Consider the following 19,402-nt stretch of genomic DNA (forward strand, 5'->3'; position numbering starts at 1 on the left):
AGACGGAACAGGGGCTGTTCATTTCATTTCAATTCGCGAGATCTTGACCGTTTTTTCCCGAGCGATTTCGTTCGACCCCCCACTGGTCCAATTTCATGTTACTTCGCAGACATCGCAGACGACGACACACGTCCGATCTCACCAACCGCCGTCGAAAGATCGAGAAACTAGAAGCCCGCCAGTTGCTCGCCGGCGACTTGATTTCGCCGGAAAAGAACCAGGAACTGCGGGATGGTCTGGGCGCACTCGCAGTTGCCGACGGAGGTTTCGCCCAGCACGTCGAATCCGCTCCGCTGCTGTCCCGGCCGCTGGCGGCACTCGGACGATCCTTCAATCAAGGACTCGATTTTTCTGCGAAACTGACCAGCGAATTTGTCACGCCACTGACGTCGTATCTACAAGCATCAGGCGCCGTGACAACGGATGACGTGGTGGGGTTCTTGGAAAATCAGTCCGCCGTGGTGGCGCCCGCGACCGGTGCGATCCTCGGCACCGAATTGGTCTTTGACACAACGGTTTATCTCCAGCAGACGGTTGACTATCGACCCGATTTCGGTTCCTCGGCCGACGGCGTGGGGCTGTCGTTCGACGAGAGCATGAGTTCGGCCGAGTTCGGAGTGACGCTGGCGCTGCAGTTCGGCGTCGATGCCGGTGGAGAATTTTTTACCAAGATCGGGCGGCTGGATTTCAGCGTCGTCGATGCGGCCGAAGTGACTGCGACCGGCGCGGTGCCGGAATTCGCGGCAATCGACCGAGACATCACGTTCACGCTGACAATCAACGATGCGTCCAACGTCACCGCGACGCTTCCGGCCAACACCGCCGGAAATGTGACTCCGCTGGTCGATCGGCTCAATGCCGCGCTGCGTCAACCGCTGATGGACGCCGGTTTTTCCGGTGCCCTGACGGCCGTTGACGCAGGTGGCCGCCTGGGATTCCGCGGCGTCTCGCCGTCGGTGCAACGCATCGCCCTTTCCGGCGACAGCGGCTTGGCCTTGCTCGGTTTCCCTCCGCACAGCGAAGACACGAAGACCTTTTTGCCGGAGATCGAATACGGATTGCTCTCGTTAGAATCCGACGCCGGCGGGTTGGCGATCGCGGGAGTCGCGACGGTCAGCGCAGACACCGGCAATGACGATCGATTGAGCACGTCCGAGTTGGCGGGCACGCCGCAGCTCACTGCGACGTCCTCGGGATTTATCCGTGGCGAATTTGACGTCCGCCCCTCCACCGATCTGCTGTTGGACGGATCGCCCGTGATTGCCGCGACCAGCGGAACGCTGTTTCGCGGCGAACCGGTCACGATGGCCCTTGAATCGTTTGGGTCGCTCGACGCGTTGCACCACCAGACCACCGAAGCCTTGCGTCAGGGATTTGCCGCAATCACCCAGTTCGGTGCCCGACTGGAAGCGGAGACACCCTTGGCCAATGCGATGCCCGCACTGGAATCAACGTTCGCCGATTCGGCCGACCTGGATGGGGTCCTTCGCGACAAATTGCAATCAAAGGTGGAGGCTCTGTTGGCTGCGAATCCACGACCGACGTGGAACGAGGTTGCCGACTCCTTGCAGACCGATGGCATGACCGTCACCCGTTCGTCGTCGGATCAACTGCTTTCGTTGAACGTCCACGTGAAGAACGATCCGGCGCCGAAGACGCATCGATTGGTGCTCGGTGACGAAATCGTCGATGCGGGTTTGACGGCCAGCGAAGACCTACCCGAAGTCGATCTGAACTCGAGTACGGACTGGCAACTGCAAATTGAAATCGATCGCCGCCAAACCGCATCGCCGCTCGACGCGTTTGCGGTCAGGTTTGACGACGCAAAGAATCAATTCACGGCGAACGATTCGGTCAGTTTCGGCGCCAACGTCGGATTCTTGGGTGTTTCCGCCAGTGGTTCGGTGAACATGGACGCCACCCTGCAGAACCGAATCGGACAGTCGGGCGAGTCCGTTTCGGCGGCCCGTCTGCTTGGCGAATCCTTTGAGACGTTAGTCACCGCGCTGACGCTAGGTGATTTCGACATCAATCTTGGTCTGTCAGGCACCGTCGGAAATCAGACTCTCGTCGACGGCTCGACGATCCTCGATCTGGCCGGCGCGGCGGTTTTCGCCGGCCAGTCGCAGCCGCAACTCGTTCTTGCACCCGATGGCGGCTTGCAGGATTTCGCAAACGTATCCGCCGAGGATCTGGCCAGCGGCATTGAGCAATTGGGCGGATGGCTGGGTGATTTTGCACAGGAAAAACTGAGCGGCAACCTGCCCCTGGCAGACACGCTGCGCTATGCCGACCTAGTCAAATGGAAGGATGTCTTCGACGAGTTGATCGTTTCTAAACTGGTCGGCGACGAGGGTCGATTGGCCTTCTCTAACGCACAAGAACTGGACGCGTTGGATTTCGGAGCCTCGGCGGGAATCAGCAACCCGAACTATGAACCGGCGACGAAGACACTGACCGTTGACGTCGACTTCAGCAAAGCGTTCTCACTGGGAACGGACGATGCCCTCGAATTCAATTTCGAGATCGGCGACTTCGTCGGCTTTGAAGCCGCGGGTGAAGTCACTTTCACGCCCACCGTCAACGGCAGCTTTCGATTGGGCATTGATATGCGGCCGCTCGGTGCCGGTGACGCCGCTACCACGATCAGCTCTGCGACAACACTGGTCGCGTTGGGGATCGAAACGGAAGCCGGCCACGACGTGACGATTCGCTTGCGTGATGGATCCGAGTTCGCCGTTGATTTCGACGGTGCCGTCGATCTAGACGATGTCGTTGCCCGTTTGGAAAACGCTGCACCGACGCTGCCGGATGGTTCGCCGAAATTAACCGCATCACTTCGCGAAGAAAACGGCATCACGGTCGGATTGCAGTTGACCGATCGCAGCGTGGACGAGGGGGCGGAGTTTGCGGTACGAGCAGCCGGCGATTCGTTGACCGGCTTCCTGCTCGGAATACTGGGCGAGTTCACTGCCACCGAAGATGCACAGGGACCCGCCGTCATCGAGGGACTGCCCCTACACGGCGATACGATCGCGGATCACGTGTTTGCCGAATCGATCGCCGGGGCGCCGATTGCCAGCGGAACAGTCGCGATGCAGAGCGAGGGTTTCTCGGCGACCGCCAATTTGGGATTCACCGAAGTTTCGATCGATGGCGGACAACTCCTCGACCAAGCGGGTGTACCCAGCCATGTTTCGACGTCGGTCGCCTTGCCACAACCCAGAATGACATTGGCGGAGATGTTCGCAGGGCTGCAGTCGACGATCGAAACCAACGTTGACGGGTTGATCGAATTCACCCTGCCGGTCTTCGGCAGCGTCGGCGGAAATGACTACGGATCATCCGGTGAGAGTTTCACGGCAACCATCGCCGATTTCAGTGGTGACATCCAAGCAGCGCTCAGCGGATCGATCGACTCGGTTTTAGATGCACTTTCCGACGTTGACGCAGCCGACATATTGAGCGGGTTGATCGACGGTTTGGAGCGTCTGCTCTCGGTCGACTCGATCACACTACCGATCTTGAACGTCGATTTGCCCGACGTGGCGGGGCTGAGAGGATTGCTGACGGACCTGACCGACGCAATCAAATCGATCGGTTCGACGACGCTGGACGTGTTGAGTGACGGTGTCAATCAAATAGCCCGGGCGGGCGCGCTGACTTCGAACTTGGACATACCCGAAATCGATTTTCCAGAGTTCGATATCTCGCTGCCGAATCTGCTTGACTTCTTTTCCTCGGTGAGCGATCTGACGCCGATCAATGACCCGGGCGGAGAAGATGACGGAAAGTTTTCGCTGCAGGATTTGCAACACATCTTCGCCGACACGCTCGACTTCGAAGTCTCGATGCCAGACATCCATGTCCCGGCGGAAGACTTCGAAGACTTCCTCTCCGGCGTGTCGACCATTCTGGACACATTGCAGCTTTCCGGACCGGGAAGCCTGCAGGGATTGGAGTCGAAACTGGAGCAGGTCACCGGGTTGCCGGCGGACGCCATCGGATTGGTCATCGACACGTCCAACAGTCCAGCGATCTCGGTACGATTCGATTTGATGCTGGACAAGATGGTCCAAGCCAAGTATCCGGTGTCGGTAGGCTTGGACGACTTGGGGCTGGGGGGCATCGGAGATTTAGTTGACGTCGGCGCGACATCCGAGGTGATGCTTTCAGCCGCTGCCGTGGCAACACTGGCTCTCGGCGTGCAAATCAACTCGGGAGGCGTCAAGCCCTTCCTGTACACCGATCCGGCGGACCCGAACAGCACCAAACTGACGCTCCGTGCCGGCGCCTCGGCGAGCGACATCGACTTCGAAGCTTCGCTCGGTCCGTTCGGCATCGGAGTCGTCGACGGCGTTGCCGGGATCGGAATTCCCGGAGCGTTTCCGACCGACCCGCTGTCACCGGCGACGTTTGAATTGGCGTTCAATGATGCCGACGGGCGTTACTTCTTCTTAGACGAGTCGCTGGATCTGACCACGACGGCAACCGGCGGCGCGTTCGTGCGATTGCCCATCGAAGCGCCCTTGGGGACCGCACCGATCAATCTCCAAATCGACGTAGCCGACTTGACCAACCCCGTCTTGCAATTCGGATTGTGGGACGCGTCGTTTGACAACCCGGTCGATCTCAATGCCGATTCCGTCTTTGACGCCGAAGACGTCAAACAAGCCTTTCAAGACAAAATCGATGCGATCGGAGACATCGGTGACAACCTGCTGTCACTGGTCGGCGGCTGGGAAGGTGCGTTCGATTTGCTGATCGAAACGATGAAGGGTGATGTGCTGGGCGTGCCGCTGCCGATCATCGGCGACGCACTGGCCGACGAAGCCGACTTCTTGGTCGACATCAAAGAATCGGTGTTGAGTCACGTCTCGAATCTGGCCGATCAGGGCGCCACGAAAGTCGCCGAAGGACTCTTTGCGGCCCTCGGCCCCGACGGGTTGAATCTGTTGGCAGACCTCAGCGGTGACAGCCTTATTTCTATCGCCGACGTGATCGTCGTGACGTCGGGCGATCAAGTCGACTTTGATATCTTGTTGAGCAAGGCCATCGACACGATCGATGTGCCGGTGGACTTTGACTTGGGGCTTCCGGGATTAAACTTTGACATCGATGCGGAAGTTCAACTGGATTTCGGATTCGAGTTTCGACTCGGATTTGGCGTCAGCAAGACCGAAGGATTCTATTTTGACACGGCCGATTCGGGGTTGACGGTTTCGTTTGACGCGACGATTCCCGAGATCGACGCGAGCGGACAACTGGCGCTGTTGGGAATCAATGCCACCAAGGGCGCGGGTGAAACTCGCTTCGACGGTGACTTCTTCGTCACCTTCGTCGATCCCAGCGGCGGCAACACGTTGACGCTCAGCGAAATGTTCGCCGGTGGCTTTTCGGATGTTGTCGATCATGAGTTGGTCGCGTCGGCGACGACCGACCTGTTGTTGACGGCCAGCGTCGGCGATTCAAAGATCCTGCCCAGTTTGCGAACCAATCTGCGAGTCGATTGGGGATTCGGCAGCCGGCTTGCCGCTCCCGATGCCCCCACGAACACGCGTTTTACTCCGACAACGAATGAACCGCTGAAGGTCAATTTCGAGAACGTCCAAATGAACTTGGGCGAGTTCTTTGGCGGGTTCGTCGGCGAGGTGTTGGGGCAAGTTCAAGACGTGCTCGAGCCCATCCAGCCCGTCATCGATGTGCTAGAGCAGCGTCTTCCCGTGATCAGTGATCTGGCCGGTCGCGACGTGACGTTGGTGGACATTGCCACAACCTTTGGGAATGCCAGAGTCAAACCGTTTCTCGATTCGGTGATCAACGTCAATGACTTGATCACCAGTCTGCCCGGCCCTGACGCGTTTGACACGTCCAACCAATGGGTCGCGTTGGGGCAGTTCAGTGTCGCCGCGGATGCGTTGGGTGCGTACTCACCCGGTGCCGCAACCGACGACACGATACGAAAGGAACTGAAGATCGGTTCGTTCAGCGAAGAACCGGTTCTGGATTCGATCGGAACCGGATCAACGCCGGGTGGCGGATTCAAGAGCAACCTGTCCAAGACCGCCAGCGTGTTGAGTTTTCCGCTGCTGGAGAAACCGTCCACGGCGTTCAAGTTGCTGTTGGGCAAAGACGTCGATCTGTTTTTGTTCGACGCGCCGAAATTGGAAGTCGACTTCAACTACAACCAATCGTTCCCGACGCCGATTCCGGGGCTGTTTGCCAACTTCGGCGGACGCATCACCGCGGGAGCCGATTTTGCGTTCGGCTATGACACGTCGGGCATCAATCAGTTCTTTCAGAGCGGTGATCTCGCGCGGTTGGCCGACGGGTTCTTCGTCAGTGACCGTTTGAATCCCGACGGAACAGGCACCGATGTCGCGGAGGTTTATCTTCGCGGCAGTCTGACGGCCGGGGCAAGCCTGAACGTGTTGATCGCCGAAGCTGGCGTCAACGGCGGGGTCTTTGCCAACGTCGAATTCAACTTGCACGACAACAACAACGACGGGCGCGTGCGGGCAACCGAGCAGTTGGAGAACCTATCGCTCTCACCGATTCATGTGTTTGACGTTGGCGGCAAAGTCCAAGCCGGATTGGATGCTTACTATCGCGTGCTGTTCGTCTCGGACGAGTTTCAGATTGCCCGCGTGACACTGGCCGATTTTGATCTCAGCCGCAACAATCCCGAGCTAGCACTCGCGGCATTGACGAGCCGAAGCGGCGATGAATTGACGCTCAAGTTTACCAGCGGAGATGACAACTACCGAGTGCTTGCCGGATCACAACCGGGATCTATTGTCGTTCAAGGACAGGGCATGCGCACCGGAGACATCCTCGGCGTGACGTCGATTAGGGGTAACGCGGGAGCCGGAAATGATGAGCTGACCATCGCAAACGCCGTCACGATTCCCGTCATGATCGACGGCGGTGCGGGCAATGATGCTTTGACCGCGGGCGGCGGCGTCACCACATTCTACGGCGGTGACGGCAATGACACGCTGACAGGTGGAAGCCAAGACGACCTTTTAGTGGGCGGGGACGGCAACGATTTGTTAACCGGTGGCGTCGGCAACGATACGCTCGAAGGCGGCGCCGGTGCGGATTATCTCGACGGCGGCAAGAACGAAGACTCACTTCGCGGAGGATCCGGTGACGACCAACTCCTCGGCGGCGACGGCGCCGATGACGTCGACGGACACGACGGCGCCGACCGGATCAAGGGTGGTCGCGGCAACGATACGCTGCGCGGCGGATCCGCTGACGATCGGATCGAAGGCGGCTTGGGTGACGACCGAATCGAAGGCGGATCGGGAAACGATCTGTTGCTCGGTCAGTCGGGCATGGACAACATCGACGGCGGTGACGACGACGACACCGTGGTCGGTGGCGGTCAGAACGACGTGCTTTCCGGCGGCGCAGGGAACGACGATCTCGACGGCGGCAGTGGTGACGATCTGATTCGCGGAGATGCGGGCAACGATTCGCTTCGTGGAGGCAGTGGTGTCGACGAGATCGATGGCGGTGCCGGTGATGACCTGCTCGTGGCCGACGAGGACGCCTCGGGCAGTTCGGTTTTGCCCGGCCACGTCCTCCGTGGCGGCAGCGGCAACGACACCGTCTACGGTTCGCTCGGAAACGATTTTATCGATGCCGGCGCGGGAAACGATGTCGTGGATGGACTGGCCGGTGATGATGTGATCGTCGGTGGCCTGGGCGACGATGACTTGAGCGGCGGGCTGGGCAATGACTTGGTCTGGGGAGGCATCGCGACCCACGATGCATCCTACTTCTCGCTCAGCGATCCGTCTCTGTTTGAAAAACCATCGCGCTATGATGAAGCAACCGCCCTGGTCGATGGCGCCACGGGGACGCCCGGCTACAGCAACTACGTCTTGCCGATCGAGTTGTTCGTGCCGACGATCCTCGGCGGGCAAAGTGTCGGCGGCATCGCCGCCGACGGTCGAGACTTGATTCGCGGCGACCAGGGAACCGACTGGCTGTTCGGCGGCAGCGATGCCGACCGAATCCTGGGTGGACAGGGTAATGATTACATCGACGGCGGCAGCGGCAATGACTCGGATCTATTCGGCGAAGCCGGCGACGACGTCGTACGCGGCGGTGAAGGCGCCGACGTGCTGCATGGCGGACCCGGGATCGATCAGCTCTATGGTGATGCCGGCCGCGACACCCTGTACGGCGGCAGCGGTGACGCCGGAGGGTCGACCGACGGACAGCGGCTGTTCGGCGGCGATGACAGTGATTCGCTGTATGCTTGGGCGGCGACAACGACCGCGGACGATGCGAAGGGCGACCAACTGTTTGGCGGCAACGGCAGTGACTTCTTGTACGGCAACCTACGGAGTGAATTGTTATTCGGCGAGTCGGGCGCGGACTACATCAGCGGCGATTGGGCCGTCGGACCCAATGTCAGCCGCAATCCGGACGCGGCAATCGTCGGTGCCGATGACACCTTGATCGGCGGCAGCGGCCAGGACCAAATGTATGGCGGCGGCGGAAACGACTTGCTGCGGGGCGGCGGCGACGGCGATTGGCTGGAAGGCCAGGACGGCAACGACACTTTACTGGGCGGCGAAGGCATCGATTTCCTGGTCCTGGACGTGGATCCCGGCTACCAGGTCACCGGCGGCGACATGTTCAACGGGCACGGTGAAGTCGACGATGACAACGCGACCGACGTGATGCTGATCCAAGGCACGTCCGCCAATGACGACGTTCGCATCAGCGCGGCGCCGGGCGGTCAGATGAAGGTCGTCTACAACGGAGCGGAATTGATCGCCAACTGGGCCGATACCCAAGGTCCCCTGGTCGAACAGATTCGCATCGACGGCGGAGTCGGTGACGATCGAATCGAGTTCGTTCAAGGTGCCGAGGCTCTCGATGTCGCCGCGCTTTTGACGCGCAGTCGTGATTGGGTCTCAACGATCTCCGGCGGACCCGGAAACGACACACTGATCGGCTCTGCGGGTCGTGATCGCATCGATGGCGGACGCGGTGACGATTTGATCTCGGGGTTTGCCGGCGATGACCGCTTGTGGGGCGACGATGGAAATGGCAGCGTCACCGATCACGATGTCATCTTCGCCGGTCAAGGCAACGATGATGTGCTCGGCGGCCAAGGGACGAACCAATTGTACGCCTGGTCGTCCGATCCCGGTCCCGTGGGAAGCGAAGACTTTGGCGTGTTTGAAACCGCGGGCGGCCAGCAAGTTCTCGAAGACACCGGGCTGAACCGCATCATCGGCGGGCCCGGCGATGACGAACTGTTCGGCGGAACGGGGCTGGATTTGCTGTACGGTGCCGGAGGCAACAATCAGCTTTACACGCGAACGGGAATGCCGTTTGAATCGCTCGACAGTGGCGACGCCAATGACGAGTGGAAAGTATACGCACGGACGACCGGACAAGTCTGGTATGTCGGCGGAACGAACGCCGCGGACGAGATTTCGGTCGACTTTGTCACCGAACCCGGCATCCTGCTCGGTCATCACCTGGTCACCCGGTTGACCCGAAATGGCGAACTGACCAGCTTTGACGCCCAAGTCCGGTTGGACTTTCGCGCGACCGACGACGACGGCAATTTGATCTGGGATCCCGACACGGTGTTCTCGGCCGACGGCTTGTTGAGCGATGATCCGTTCGCCCGCGGCGAAGCGCTGAATGAGAAATTTAGCGATGCGGAGACTCTAAGTCGATTGCTGCCGCCCGAAGACGACTTCCGCGCGATCATCATTGACGCTCTCGGCGGCGACGACATCATCAATGTCGGCCCGACGGTTCAGAAGACCGTTTGGGTCGATGCGGGCGAAGGCGACGATCGCGTGCTGATCGCCTCCGGACGTGCGATCCTGATCGACCAAACCGATGAAATCGGCAATCGAAACGATGATCGCGACGGCGCTTATCCATTGATGGGACCGGCAGTGATCGTGGGAACGCGCGACGTGTTATCGCCCACCGGCATCCTGAGGGAGGACGCGAGTTTTTACTTGATTGTCAATGAGCTCGAAGACCACGTGTTGGTCGAAGTTCCGGCAAGCGTGACCAATGGCGACGCGATCGGCACCGAGCCGAACGAGTCGATCGACGATTTGATTGAAGACATCAATCGACAACTCGGCTTGACCGCTGCGTCAGGATTGGTGATCGCGACGCGTGCGATAGGATCACGGATCGCATTGTCGACGACGAGTCTGGCCGAAGACACTTCGCTATCGATCTCGATCCCATTGATTGATCCGGCCAGGGGCTGGCTGCGCCTGCCCGCCGCCGCGACGGCGGCACCGACGTCATTGCTCAGCAGCAGTGCAACCTACACGGGGCTGACGATCGATCATCCCGATGACGTCGACCACTACAAGTTTTCGGTCGTCGTTGACGCCTTGGTCGACATTTCGATCGAGAGCCTTGGCATCGATGACGGGATGACCTTCGATCTATTCGCCGGTGCCAGCACGACGGCGGAAACCCCGGTGGCGGGCGGGTACGACTTGACCGCCGGAGTCGAATACACGTTGCGGGTCGAATCGAACAGTGCTACGACGATCTATGAGCTCTCGTTCGATTTCCCGGGCAATGCCTCGCCATCCTTGCTCGATCTCGGTGCGATCGTCGAGTTTGAGCGTCGCGACGTGATCTTCGGCGGCCCCGGCAACGACGTCCTGCAAGGCGGTCCCGGAGAAGACTTCATCTTCGGCGGTCCCGGCAACGATGTGCTGACCGGTGGAGACGACCGCGGCGCGAGCGACCTGCTGTTCGGCCAAGACGGTAACGACACGTTTCAAACCAGTCCCGACTTCCTGCCGACATTGGCGGGTACCACAACGACGTTTCTGCCGACCCAAAGTGATCGCTACGCGGGCGCCGCCGGCGACGATCGTGTGGTCTTCCTCGGCGGGGATTTCGATACGACGAACCGACCGATCAACGACTTCGCAGCGGTTCGGTTCAACCCTTTGCTAAATCGTTATGAAATCTCGACGCTGGTTTGGGACACCGCCAATCAGGAGTTTGCAAAATCTGCAACCGGGAGCGAAAGCACCTTTGGAACACTGCTGCGAAAGTTTCATTTCTTCGCTGCAACGGATGTCGAAGGGCTCGAAGTCGATTTGGGGGCGGGCGACGACACCTGGCATGCGGGTGGCGAGACGCCGTTTGTGTTCCCCGGTGACGGCACCGGTGCCGCTTGGGGAATCCAAGAAGGAGACGTTCAAGTCGGTGCCAGCCTCTTCCGCGACATTCACGTCGTCGGCGGCCAAGGCAATGACCGTTTGTTGGGTGGTCCCGTTGGGGAAAGGCTTGATGGAGATGAAGGCTCCGATTTCATCGCCGGCGGCGCCGGAAACGATCAGATTTCAGGGGGACTCGGCGATGACATCCTGATGGGAGGGACCGGAATCACGCCCGATGATTTCGAATTCGTGACGCGTTCGTTTGGTGCGAGCGTCAATGATACGTTTGAATTCGCGGCGGACGTCACACCATTCTTAGAGACAAATGCACCATTGAACCTGAATTTTCATCAGGGTGATTTGGTCGATTGGTATTCCGTTTCTCCCGCGGCGATGCAGCAGTTTGCCGGACAACAAACCGCGACCCTGACACGCGACATGATTCGAATCGTCGAATTGGAATCCGGCGATTTGGAGCCGCTTGTTTTTTCTCTTTTCTATGCCGAGGCAACCGGCAGCGAAGCCGAGCTTTCACTCGTTCCGGTTGATGAACTTGCCGACTCCCCGCAGCACTACCTGATTCGTGTCGAAAATCGTACTCCCGACGACAGTGCCCCCCTCAACACGTCACGCCGATACGCCATCGAGTTGCTGAATTCGTTCGGCCAGACGACCTCGGTATCGCTCTCCCAACTGACCGATCACGAAGCGGATCCCCGAAGTGGATTTGCTCGCACCGCAGGACAGATTCAGATGATCGTCGATGGTCGGAATTTGGGCGGACAAGGGGTGGTGATTCCCGTTGGAAACTTCAATGGTGACGTGGACTCCGAAGGCAACCCGATCAATGACTACATTGTGGCGGTCCAGAACGTCGTCGAATCGGGTGAAGCCTACACGTATGCTCGATTGGTTTACGGCGACGATGGTGTTTTGGACCCCGATGCTTTCCTGGGAATCGAAGGATTTGAAACCAGCTCAGGGACCATCTTGCGACTGCCCGGCCACCTCGCCGATCCCGTCGGGGTCGCCGCACCGGAGAACACTGTTACGTTTGTGACCGGAAACGGCGATTTAGACGGTGATGGTTTCGGCGACCTTGTGCTCTCGACAACCGAGCCCGGCAGTAACAACCGAGTGACGATCTTGTTTGGCGCCGCGAGCAATCCCGATTTCCTTGATTTGGAAACGGAATTCAGCCGCACCACCGCCATCAGCGGGTTTGCCTTTTCGCCCCGGTCCGAATCGCCGGTTCGCGGTGCGATTGTTGGCAGTTTGAATGGCGATGCGTTTGACGATCTGGTGGTGACAGATGCTGACCAGACTCGTTTGTTCGCCGGAAGGCCGCGTGACGATTTCCGTGCCACTGCCGTCACCGACATCGTGACGCTCGATGTGACACCAACAGCCGATGCATTCCTGCGTCACGTGTCGTCACTGGGTGACTGGGACAACGACGGTTTTATGGATGTCGGGATCCTGGGGCCGGATCGTCTGAAGATTGTTTTTGGAGGAAGCGATCTATCCAATCTAATGTCCTTGGATGTCGCCGGATCCTTTGGAACCGCCCACTTGGCACTGGCCGGTCTACTGGACGCTTCGTCAACCAGCGACGCGGTGATCAGCGGCGGAAGCCTGGATCACAGTATCCTTGTGCTCGGCAACCTGCGATCCGCACCCGACCTCGTCACTGTCGCAACGCAAGGGTTACGACCGGTCGATGACTTTACCGGCGACGGGCTGGTGGATCTGGCGGCATCGCGGTTGATCGAAAACGAAACGGTGGCCGATAACACGGGCGCACCGAACCTGCACTGGGTCACGGATCTATGGGTTAGTGATGCGGATCTCGATCTACGGGGAAATCCCGCCGACTTCGAGGGCGCCCATCGTTTGATGTTTGAATCGCCGGACTCGCTTTACCTAAAACCCAATGTTGCAGCGTCCTTGCCGACACGTTTGCCTCTATTTGGCTCCGTGGGCGACATCAACGATGACGGCGTTTCCGATTTGGGCATTTTCTCACAGCTCGGTCGGGCATTGTCGGTGGCTTATGGCGGAGCGGTCACCGAAGTTGATGATGGATCCCTTTCGGACACCCATCTGACGGCCGAGTTCGCCTCGCCTCGACTCGCCAGTCCATCTGTGGCTCAGGAACCAAGTACCGATCCTCCGGGATTTGACTTGCAATCATCGAGTCGGTTGCGTGATGCCGTCACGATTGAAGGCATTCAAGCGGGAAACCGGTTGAGCGCAGGCCGATCAATCGGTGACATCAACGGCGACGGCATTGATGACGTGGCCATCGAAGGGGAATTGGTGAGCTATGTCTACTTTGGCCCCTTCGAGCTTGATGGCATCGAGTCCGTCGAGCAGTTCGCCAACCTGATCATTCGCGATCGGAAAATTGCCGCTGGCAGCGGTGATCTGACTGGCGACGGTGCCAATGATCTGGTTCTGGTTCGTGAAGAAATTCGCGAGGTCACTCAGAACGGGGTGCTTCAAAACCGATTGTTTTCGTACCTGGAGATCTACAGTGGCGGCTTCGGCATCGACCGCGAGCTCGATCGAAGTTCCGCCGTGTTTGAGATCGAGTTATTGCAGGGACAGAATTTGGATTCGGGCGGTCGTGCCGTGACCACTTCGACGTCGCTGATCAATTGGGATGGTATCGGGACCGCCGAAGTCTTGGTCTCATTCGATCCGGCTCTGGAAGGAGCGCGTGCTCTCGTACTCGGCTTTGGCGAGCCGAATGGTTCGCAGGAATTGCCACTCGAACAAGCCGACATTTTGGATTGGGACACGGACGATTTTGTGGTGCCCGCAGGCAATCGCTTGAATCCCGATGCGACGGTGATCACCAAAGCGATCGGCGATCTCAACGGTGACGGCCGTGACGATCTCGCCATCGCCTCGCCCAACCTCTTTTTGCGCGATTCAGACGACATGCCGATCGGCCGCACCTATCTGATCATGGGGGGACGAACGCAGCATCGAGTCCCCGGCCAGCTGGACGGGTTCTTCAGTGTTGTGACCGATAGCGACGTCGTCATCAATGGCGTCGCCTTGGGACAGGACGTCTTTGGATTGGGCGATCTGAATCGGGATGGCTATGGTGATTTTGCGATCTCACGGTCGCTGGAAGGCGCGGGTGAATTGGAGGGCGGGCTGCTCGTCTATCACGGCGATGTCAATTTCGGCACCTTTCCCGGTGCGGCCCTCGAATTGACCGATTCGTACGACGACGCGGCCTATCGTGTTTCGCGTCAAGGTGCCAGCGCACTGATTCATGGAACCGCGATCGCCGGCCCCTTGTACGCCACGGCGGGCAATCTGTTCGGCGATGAGATCGACCTCGTCGTGGGAGCGCCCAGCCAATCGATCGTGACGTTGGGGACCAATTTTGTCATCCGGCGCGATGATCGTGGCGAAATCGTCATCATCAGTGACATTGAAAGTGCCGGCGACGTGCTCAACAACACTTACGGGCAACCGCTCTTCTGGGACCTGAATCTCCAAAATTTGTCGGGGGCGACCTTCGGCGATTTTGCCGGTTCGTTGGCGGACGGACCTCTTGCCGATTTGAACGCCGATGGCTTGCACGATCTGTTCATTGGTGCGGCCGGCGTCGACGGAATCCTCGATGGCGTCCAGCCCGATGCGGGCCGGGTCTACTTCATTCCTGGAATTGATCGGACATTCTTGCCGAACGATACAGCGCCGGTGACGGTGCTGGAAAACCGCTCCGGTACGGTGGTCGATCTGGGCAGCGGTCAACCGCAAGTGTTTCGTTCACCGGACCCGTCAAACGCGGACGATCCCTTTGTCCTGGGAATCGGCGAAACATCCTGGTTTCGATTCACAACCAGCGGTGACGGCCAGGGTACAACGACCGGTGGCGACTACCTTCGCATCAAAATGTTGACCAGTGAAACCGATCAGCAACAAAGCCCGATCACTGCGTCCATCTTGGATCTCGATGGCAATGCCTATAGCCAGAACAAGACCATCACGGATTTAAGAAACCTGCCGGCGGGAACCTACTATTTGCGCGTTGAACGGCCGGGCAGTTTTAGTTCGATTACGAATATCGAATTCGAAATTGAATTCGACGCACCCGATTTCGGCTACGCCTATCCGGCAACGGATCGCGATCGTATCGATGGCGGCTCCGGTCGAGACTTGTTGATCGGTGGACAGGGACTAGACGTTTTATTTGGCGATGAAGGGCGTGATCGATTCCAGGCCGAAGTCGTCGAAATGTTCGATCTGGATCAGGAACTCGGTGAGTCCTTTGTTCCGGACACCAATCCCAGCAACGATGTAATTGTGGGTCCCGACGTGATCGTCTTTCAGGAGGGGACCGTCGATCCGATGCTCAAACTCGCCGTCGCAAGAGCTTTGGGACGTGTCGTCACCACAACGCCCGATGGCAGTCAGGTGGCTCGCCAACCGTTCTACGCCAGCGAGTTGGCTGAGCTTGAGCTTTTAGACCTGTCGGAACTCGGGTTGACCGGAACGCAGGGAATTGAGTTGTTGGTCAATCTTCGCGTCTTGGACTTGAGTGGCAATGAATTGACCGTGATTCCGCCAGGTCTGACACATCTCGAACGATTGGACTTGTCGGACAATCAGATCACTTCGGTTGAGATCGACGGATTACCGAACCTCAAGCAATTGGTGTTGGACGCGAACCCGATCGTTGATCTGGGAACACTCGCCGGTGTCACCGTCTTGGATGACGACAACGTTGACACTTACACCGGAACCTGGGAACGATTTGTTTCGGAAGTCTCTTCGGTCAGTGAATCGGCCACCGCTTGGAACGACGACTATCGCGTGACGAAAGGCGACGGAACCGCGACGTGGTCAATCGAAGCGACGGACGAGATGGAAGTCTTTGTGACTTGGCCCGCCGTGGCGGATGTGGATGCGATCGTCGAATACGCGGTTTCGTACGGCGGCGCGCCGACAACGGTGCTTGTCGACCAATCCAGACCACCAAGTGGTCCGAACAGCTCGTTGTCCGGCGGACGAACTTGGTTGTCGCTGGGACGTTTTGCTCCCGACATTGCCTCTGCCGGCGGACCGCTGCAGGTGACCTTGCAAGCGACCAGTGGTTCGATCGCGATCGCCGATGCGGTGCGTTTCGATTCCGTGGCCCCACCGAAATTGCCGGAGACAGCAATCTCGCTACTCAATAGCCCGATCAACGCCTACAGTCGTGATGTACTTCTCGGCAAGATCGCGGATGCCAATCCTCAAACCGTTGTCAACGTCACGCCGAACTCGTCACGGCCATTGATCACGCCGATCGATTCGGTCACGATCCAGCAGACTCGCATTGACCTGACTCTGATCGGGGGAGGCTTCGTCGATGCGGATGGCCACGCCGTCACGTTTACCGCGACGAGTGATCTGCCGAGTGTGACCGTCCAAGTCGTCGGGTCGGAGCTGGTCCTCAACTATCCCAGCAACCTGGCGAGGAGCCCTCGCATCAATGTCGTCGCGCGGGACGGCTTGGGACGTGAGAGCCAGAGCGAATTCACCGTTGACGTCTTGGGCGATGGCATTGGGCAGATCGTTCGCGGAACGGTATTCGATGAGGAAGGGGATCCGATTCGGGGAGCCGTGATTCATTTGGTCACCGACAGTGGCAGTGTCGTCGCATGTACGTTCACCGACCAAGATGGAAACTACCGCATCGATGGTGACATCGGCAGCGATCGCATCGAAGTGGTACTGCCGGCCCCCTTGACGAGCAATCCGGCATCCGTCGAACTGCGCGACGATCTGGGATACCAATACGATTTCGATGTTGATCCGTCGACAATCGATCTGGACAACAACGGGTCCGGCGATTTGACCTTGGTCGGTAACCCCACTCTTTCCGGTGGCATCTTGACGCTATTGGGTGGCAATGGGGAAGACCAATACATCGGCGAAAATTTCGAAACGACAACGATTTGGCCGTCCCTGAGCATGACCGTCCAATCCGGGTACACGATCGATTTGCGAGTAAAAATCATTGACGACCCGGTTTTTCCGGAGGGGAATCGTAGCTCGATGAGCGTCCTGGTCGCCCCACAAGACTCGGACATCAACGGTTTCTTGCTGATCAAGAAGAACAGTGTTATCTGGAACAGTTCGCCGGCAATCATGCTGTCAACGGAAACCAACACTGATGCCTTTCACGATTTCCGCATCGTTCAACCGCCCGGTCAAGCAGACACATTTTATGTTTGGCGTGACGGAAAACTATTGAACCCTGATGCGTTGCCACTGACAGGAAGAGAGTTTGGCGGATTTGGGAATCGATTGATCATGGGTGACAATGGCACCGGTGATTCCGGGCATAGCAAATTGGACCACCTGCGGATTTACAAAGGTGTCCCCTTTGACGAAACCATGCTGACTCGCACGGTGGACTTTGTCGTCTCACGTTCGCTCGATCTCGGTAGCGATCGGGTCGTCGACGAGGGCCAAACGCAAACGTTCCAGGCGGAATCCAATCTGGTGCTCGGCAACTATGTCTGGCGGGTCAACGGCGAGGTTCTCGCCGGTGAGTCGACCGACACGCTGCAGTGGACGCCGCCGAGTGACGGCGTCTACCAAATCGATGTGTCCGCCAATGAAGGCTCTGGCGGCACGGGCCCGGTGTACAGCGATCAAGTCACCGTCACAGCCAACAATGCCGCTCCCGTCGTGACGCTCACCGCGTCGACCTATCTGCCCATCGCCGAAGGCAGCGCGGTCACCATCGCTGCGACAGTCGCCGACGCCGCTGACGATTCGATCGCCAAGTTCAATTGGAAGATTCAAAGCGATACGGGACTAGGTTTTCCGGTGCCCGCTGCCTTTCCTCCTATCACGACCATCTCCGATTGGGTGCTGACACTGCCCGACGAAGGTCGATACGAGATCACGCTGGAGGTCACCGATAATGACGGACTTGTCGGCATTTCGGAACCCTTGGTGTTCAACGTTTCGAATATCCAACCGAACCTTTCGGCGATGTCGGTCGCGACCGACGATCAGGGTTCGATCGTCGTCAGCGGAAGCTTCGGCGATCCCGGTTTTGATTTCCACCTCGGCATGGCCGACTTCGGCGATGGAACGCGACGACCGATCAATCTCCAAGACGCCCCCGCATTCAGCATCGATCACCAGTACAAACAGCCAGGCCGCTACGAAGTCAAAGTCACCATCGATGACCAAGACGGCGGGACACGCACCGAAACGTTTGAAGTCGACTATCAGCCACGTGTTGCGATCGACGACATCCAGATCAACGGGGGCAGCAACGATCGCTCACAAGTCACCTCGGTCGGCGTGGCATTCAACCAAATCGTCCAGGCACCCGAGAATGCGTTCACACTTCGCAATCGTGACACCGGCCAGCTCATCGAATCGTTCAGCTACGTCGCGGATCACTCCAGCGGCGTGACCGCAATCGAGTTGACGTTTCTGCCAGGACCCTCGGTCGTCACTCGCCCCGGTGGGAATTCCCTGGTCGACGGAAACTACGAGCTTGTCGTCAGTGCTTCCGGGGTCCAATCGGCCGACGATCGCGCTGCACAAATGACCCGTGACGTCGTGTTCGGTGAAGACCCGACCGATCAGTTCTTTCGCTTGCTCGGCGACAGCGATGGAGACCGTGACGTCGATGGCCAAGACTATGGCCGGTTCGGTCTGACGTTCTTGAAATCCGAAGGCATGGTCGGATTTGACGCCGCCTTTGACAGTGACGGGGACGGAGACGTCGATGGCCAGGACTACGGCCGATTCGGTCAGCAGTTCCTAAAGACACTGCCGCTCTAGTGCTTCGTCAACTTTTATTCTTAGGGTACCGCGGAAAAGGGGTCAGCACCTGTCCCAGCCGGCGAGACGGTGGCACACACACCCCACTCCAGAGGCCTTCGACACGACAAAGAACTGTTGAATTCTGCGTTTTAGTCCCGACTGCTCTGGCAGCGATTTTTGGGTGTCCCTAACATCCACAAGGAGTAAGAAAAAAGGCCTCAGCCAAACGATCACTTGGGGCAAAAGTGATCAGAAATGGCTGAGACCCACTACTCAATGCCGGATGCCCAAGGGGCAAGTTTGGAAATCCAGCACCGCACGGCGCTCTCGGGCGCCGTGCGTTTTTTATTGGTTTCGAGTGCAACCCTATCGCGTCACTGAGTTTCAGTTCGCGACATTGTCGAGATCCT

At 58.5% G+C, this 19,402-nt stretch carries 1 protein-coding gene; it reads left to right on the forward strand.

The window, feature by feature from the left end:
• Positions 1–95 precede the first annotated feature (95 nt).
• Positions 96–19,010, forward strand: coding sequence for a leucine-rich repeat domain-containing protein (locus tag Enr13x_RS33930; protein ID WP_145391337.1), 18,915 nt, complete (start codon positions 96–98; stop codon positions 19,008–19,010).
• The last annotated feature ends 392 nt before the right edge of the window (positions 19,011–19,402 follow it).

The sequence above is a fragment of the Stieleria neptunia genome, from assembly GCF_007754155.1.
Taxonomy (GTDB): domain Bacteria; phylum Planctomycetota; class Planctomycetia; order Pirellulales; family Pirellulaceae; genus Stieleria; species Stieleria neptunia.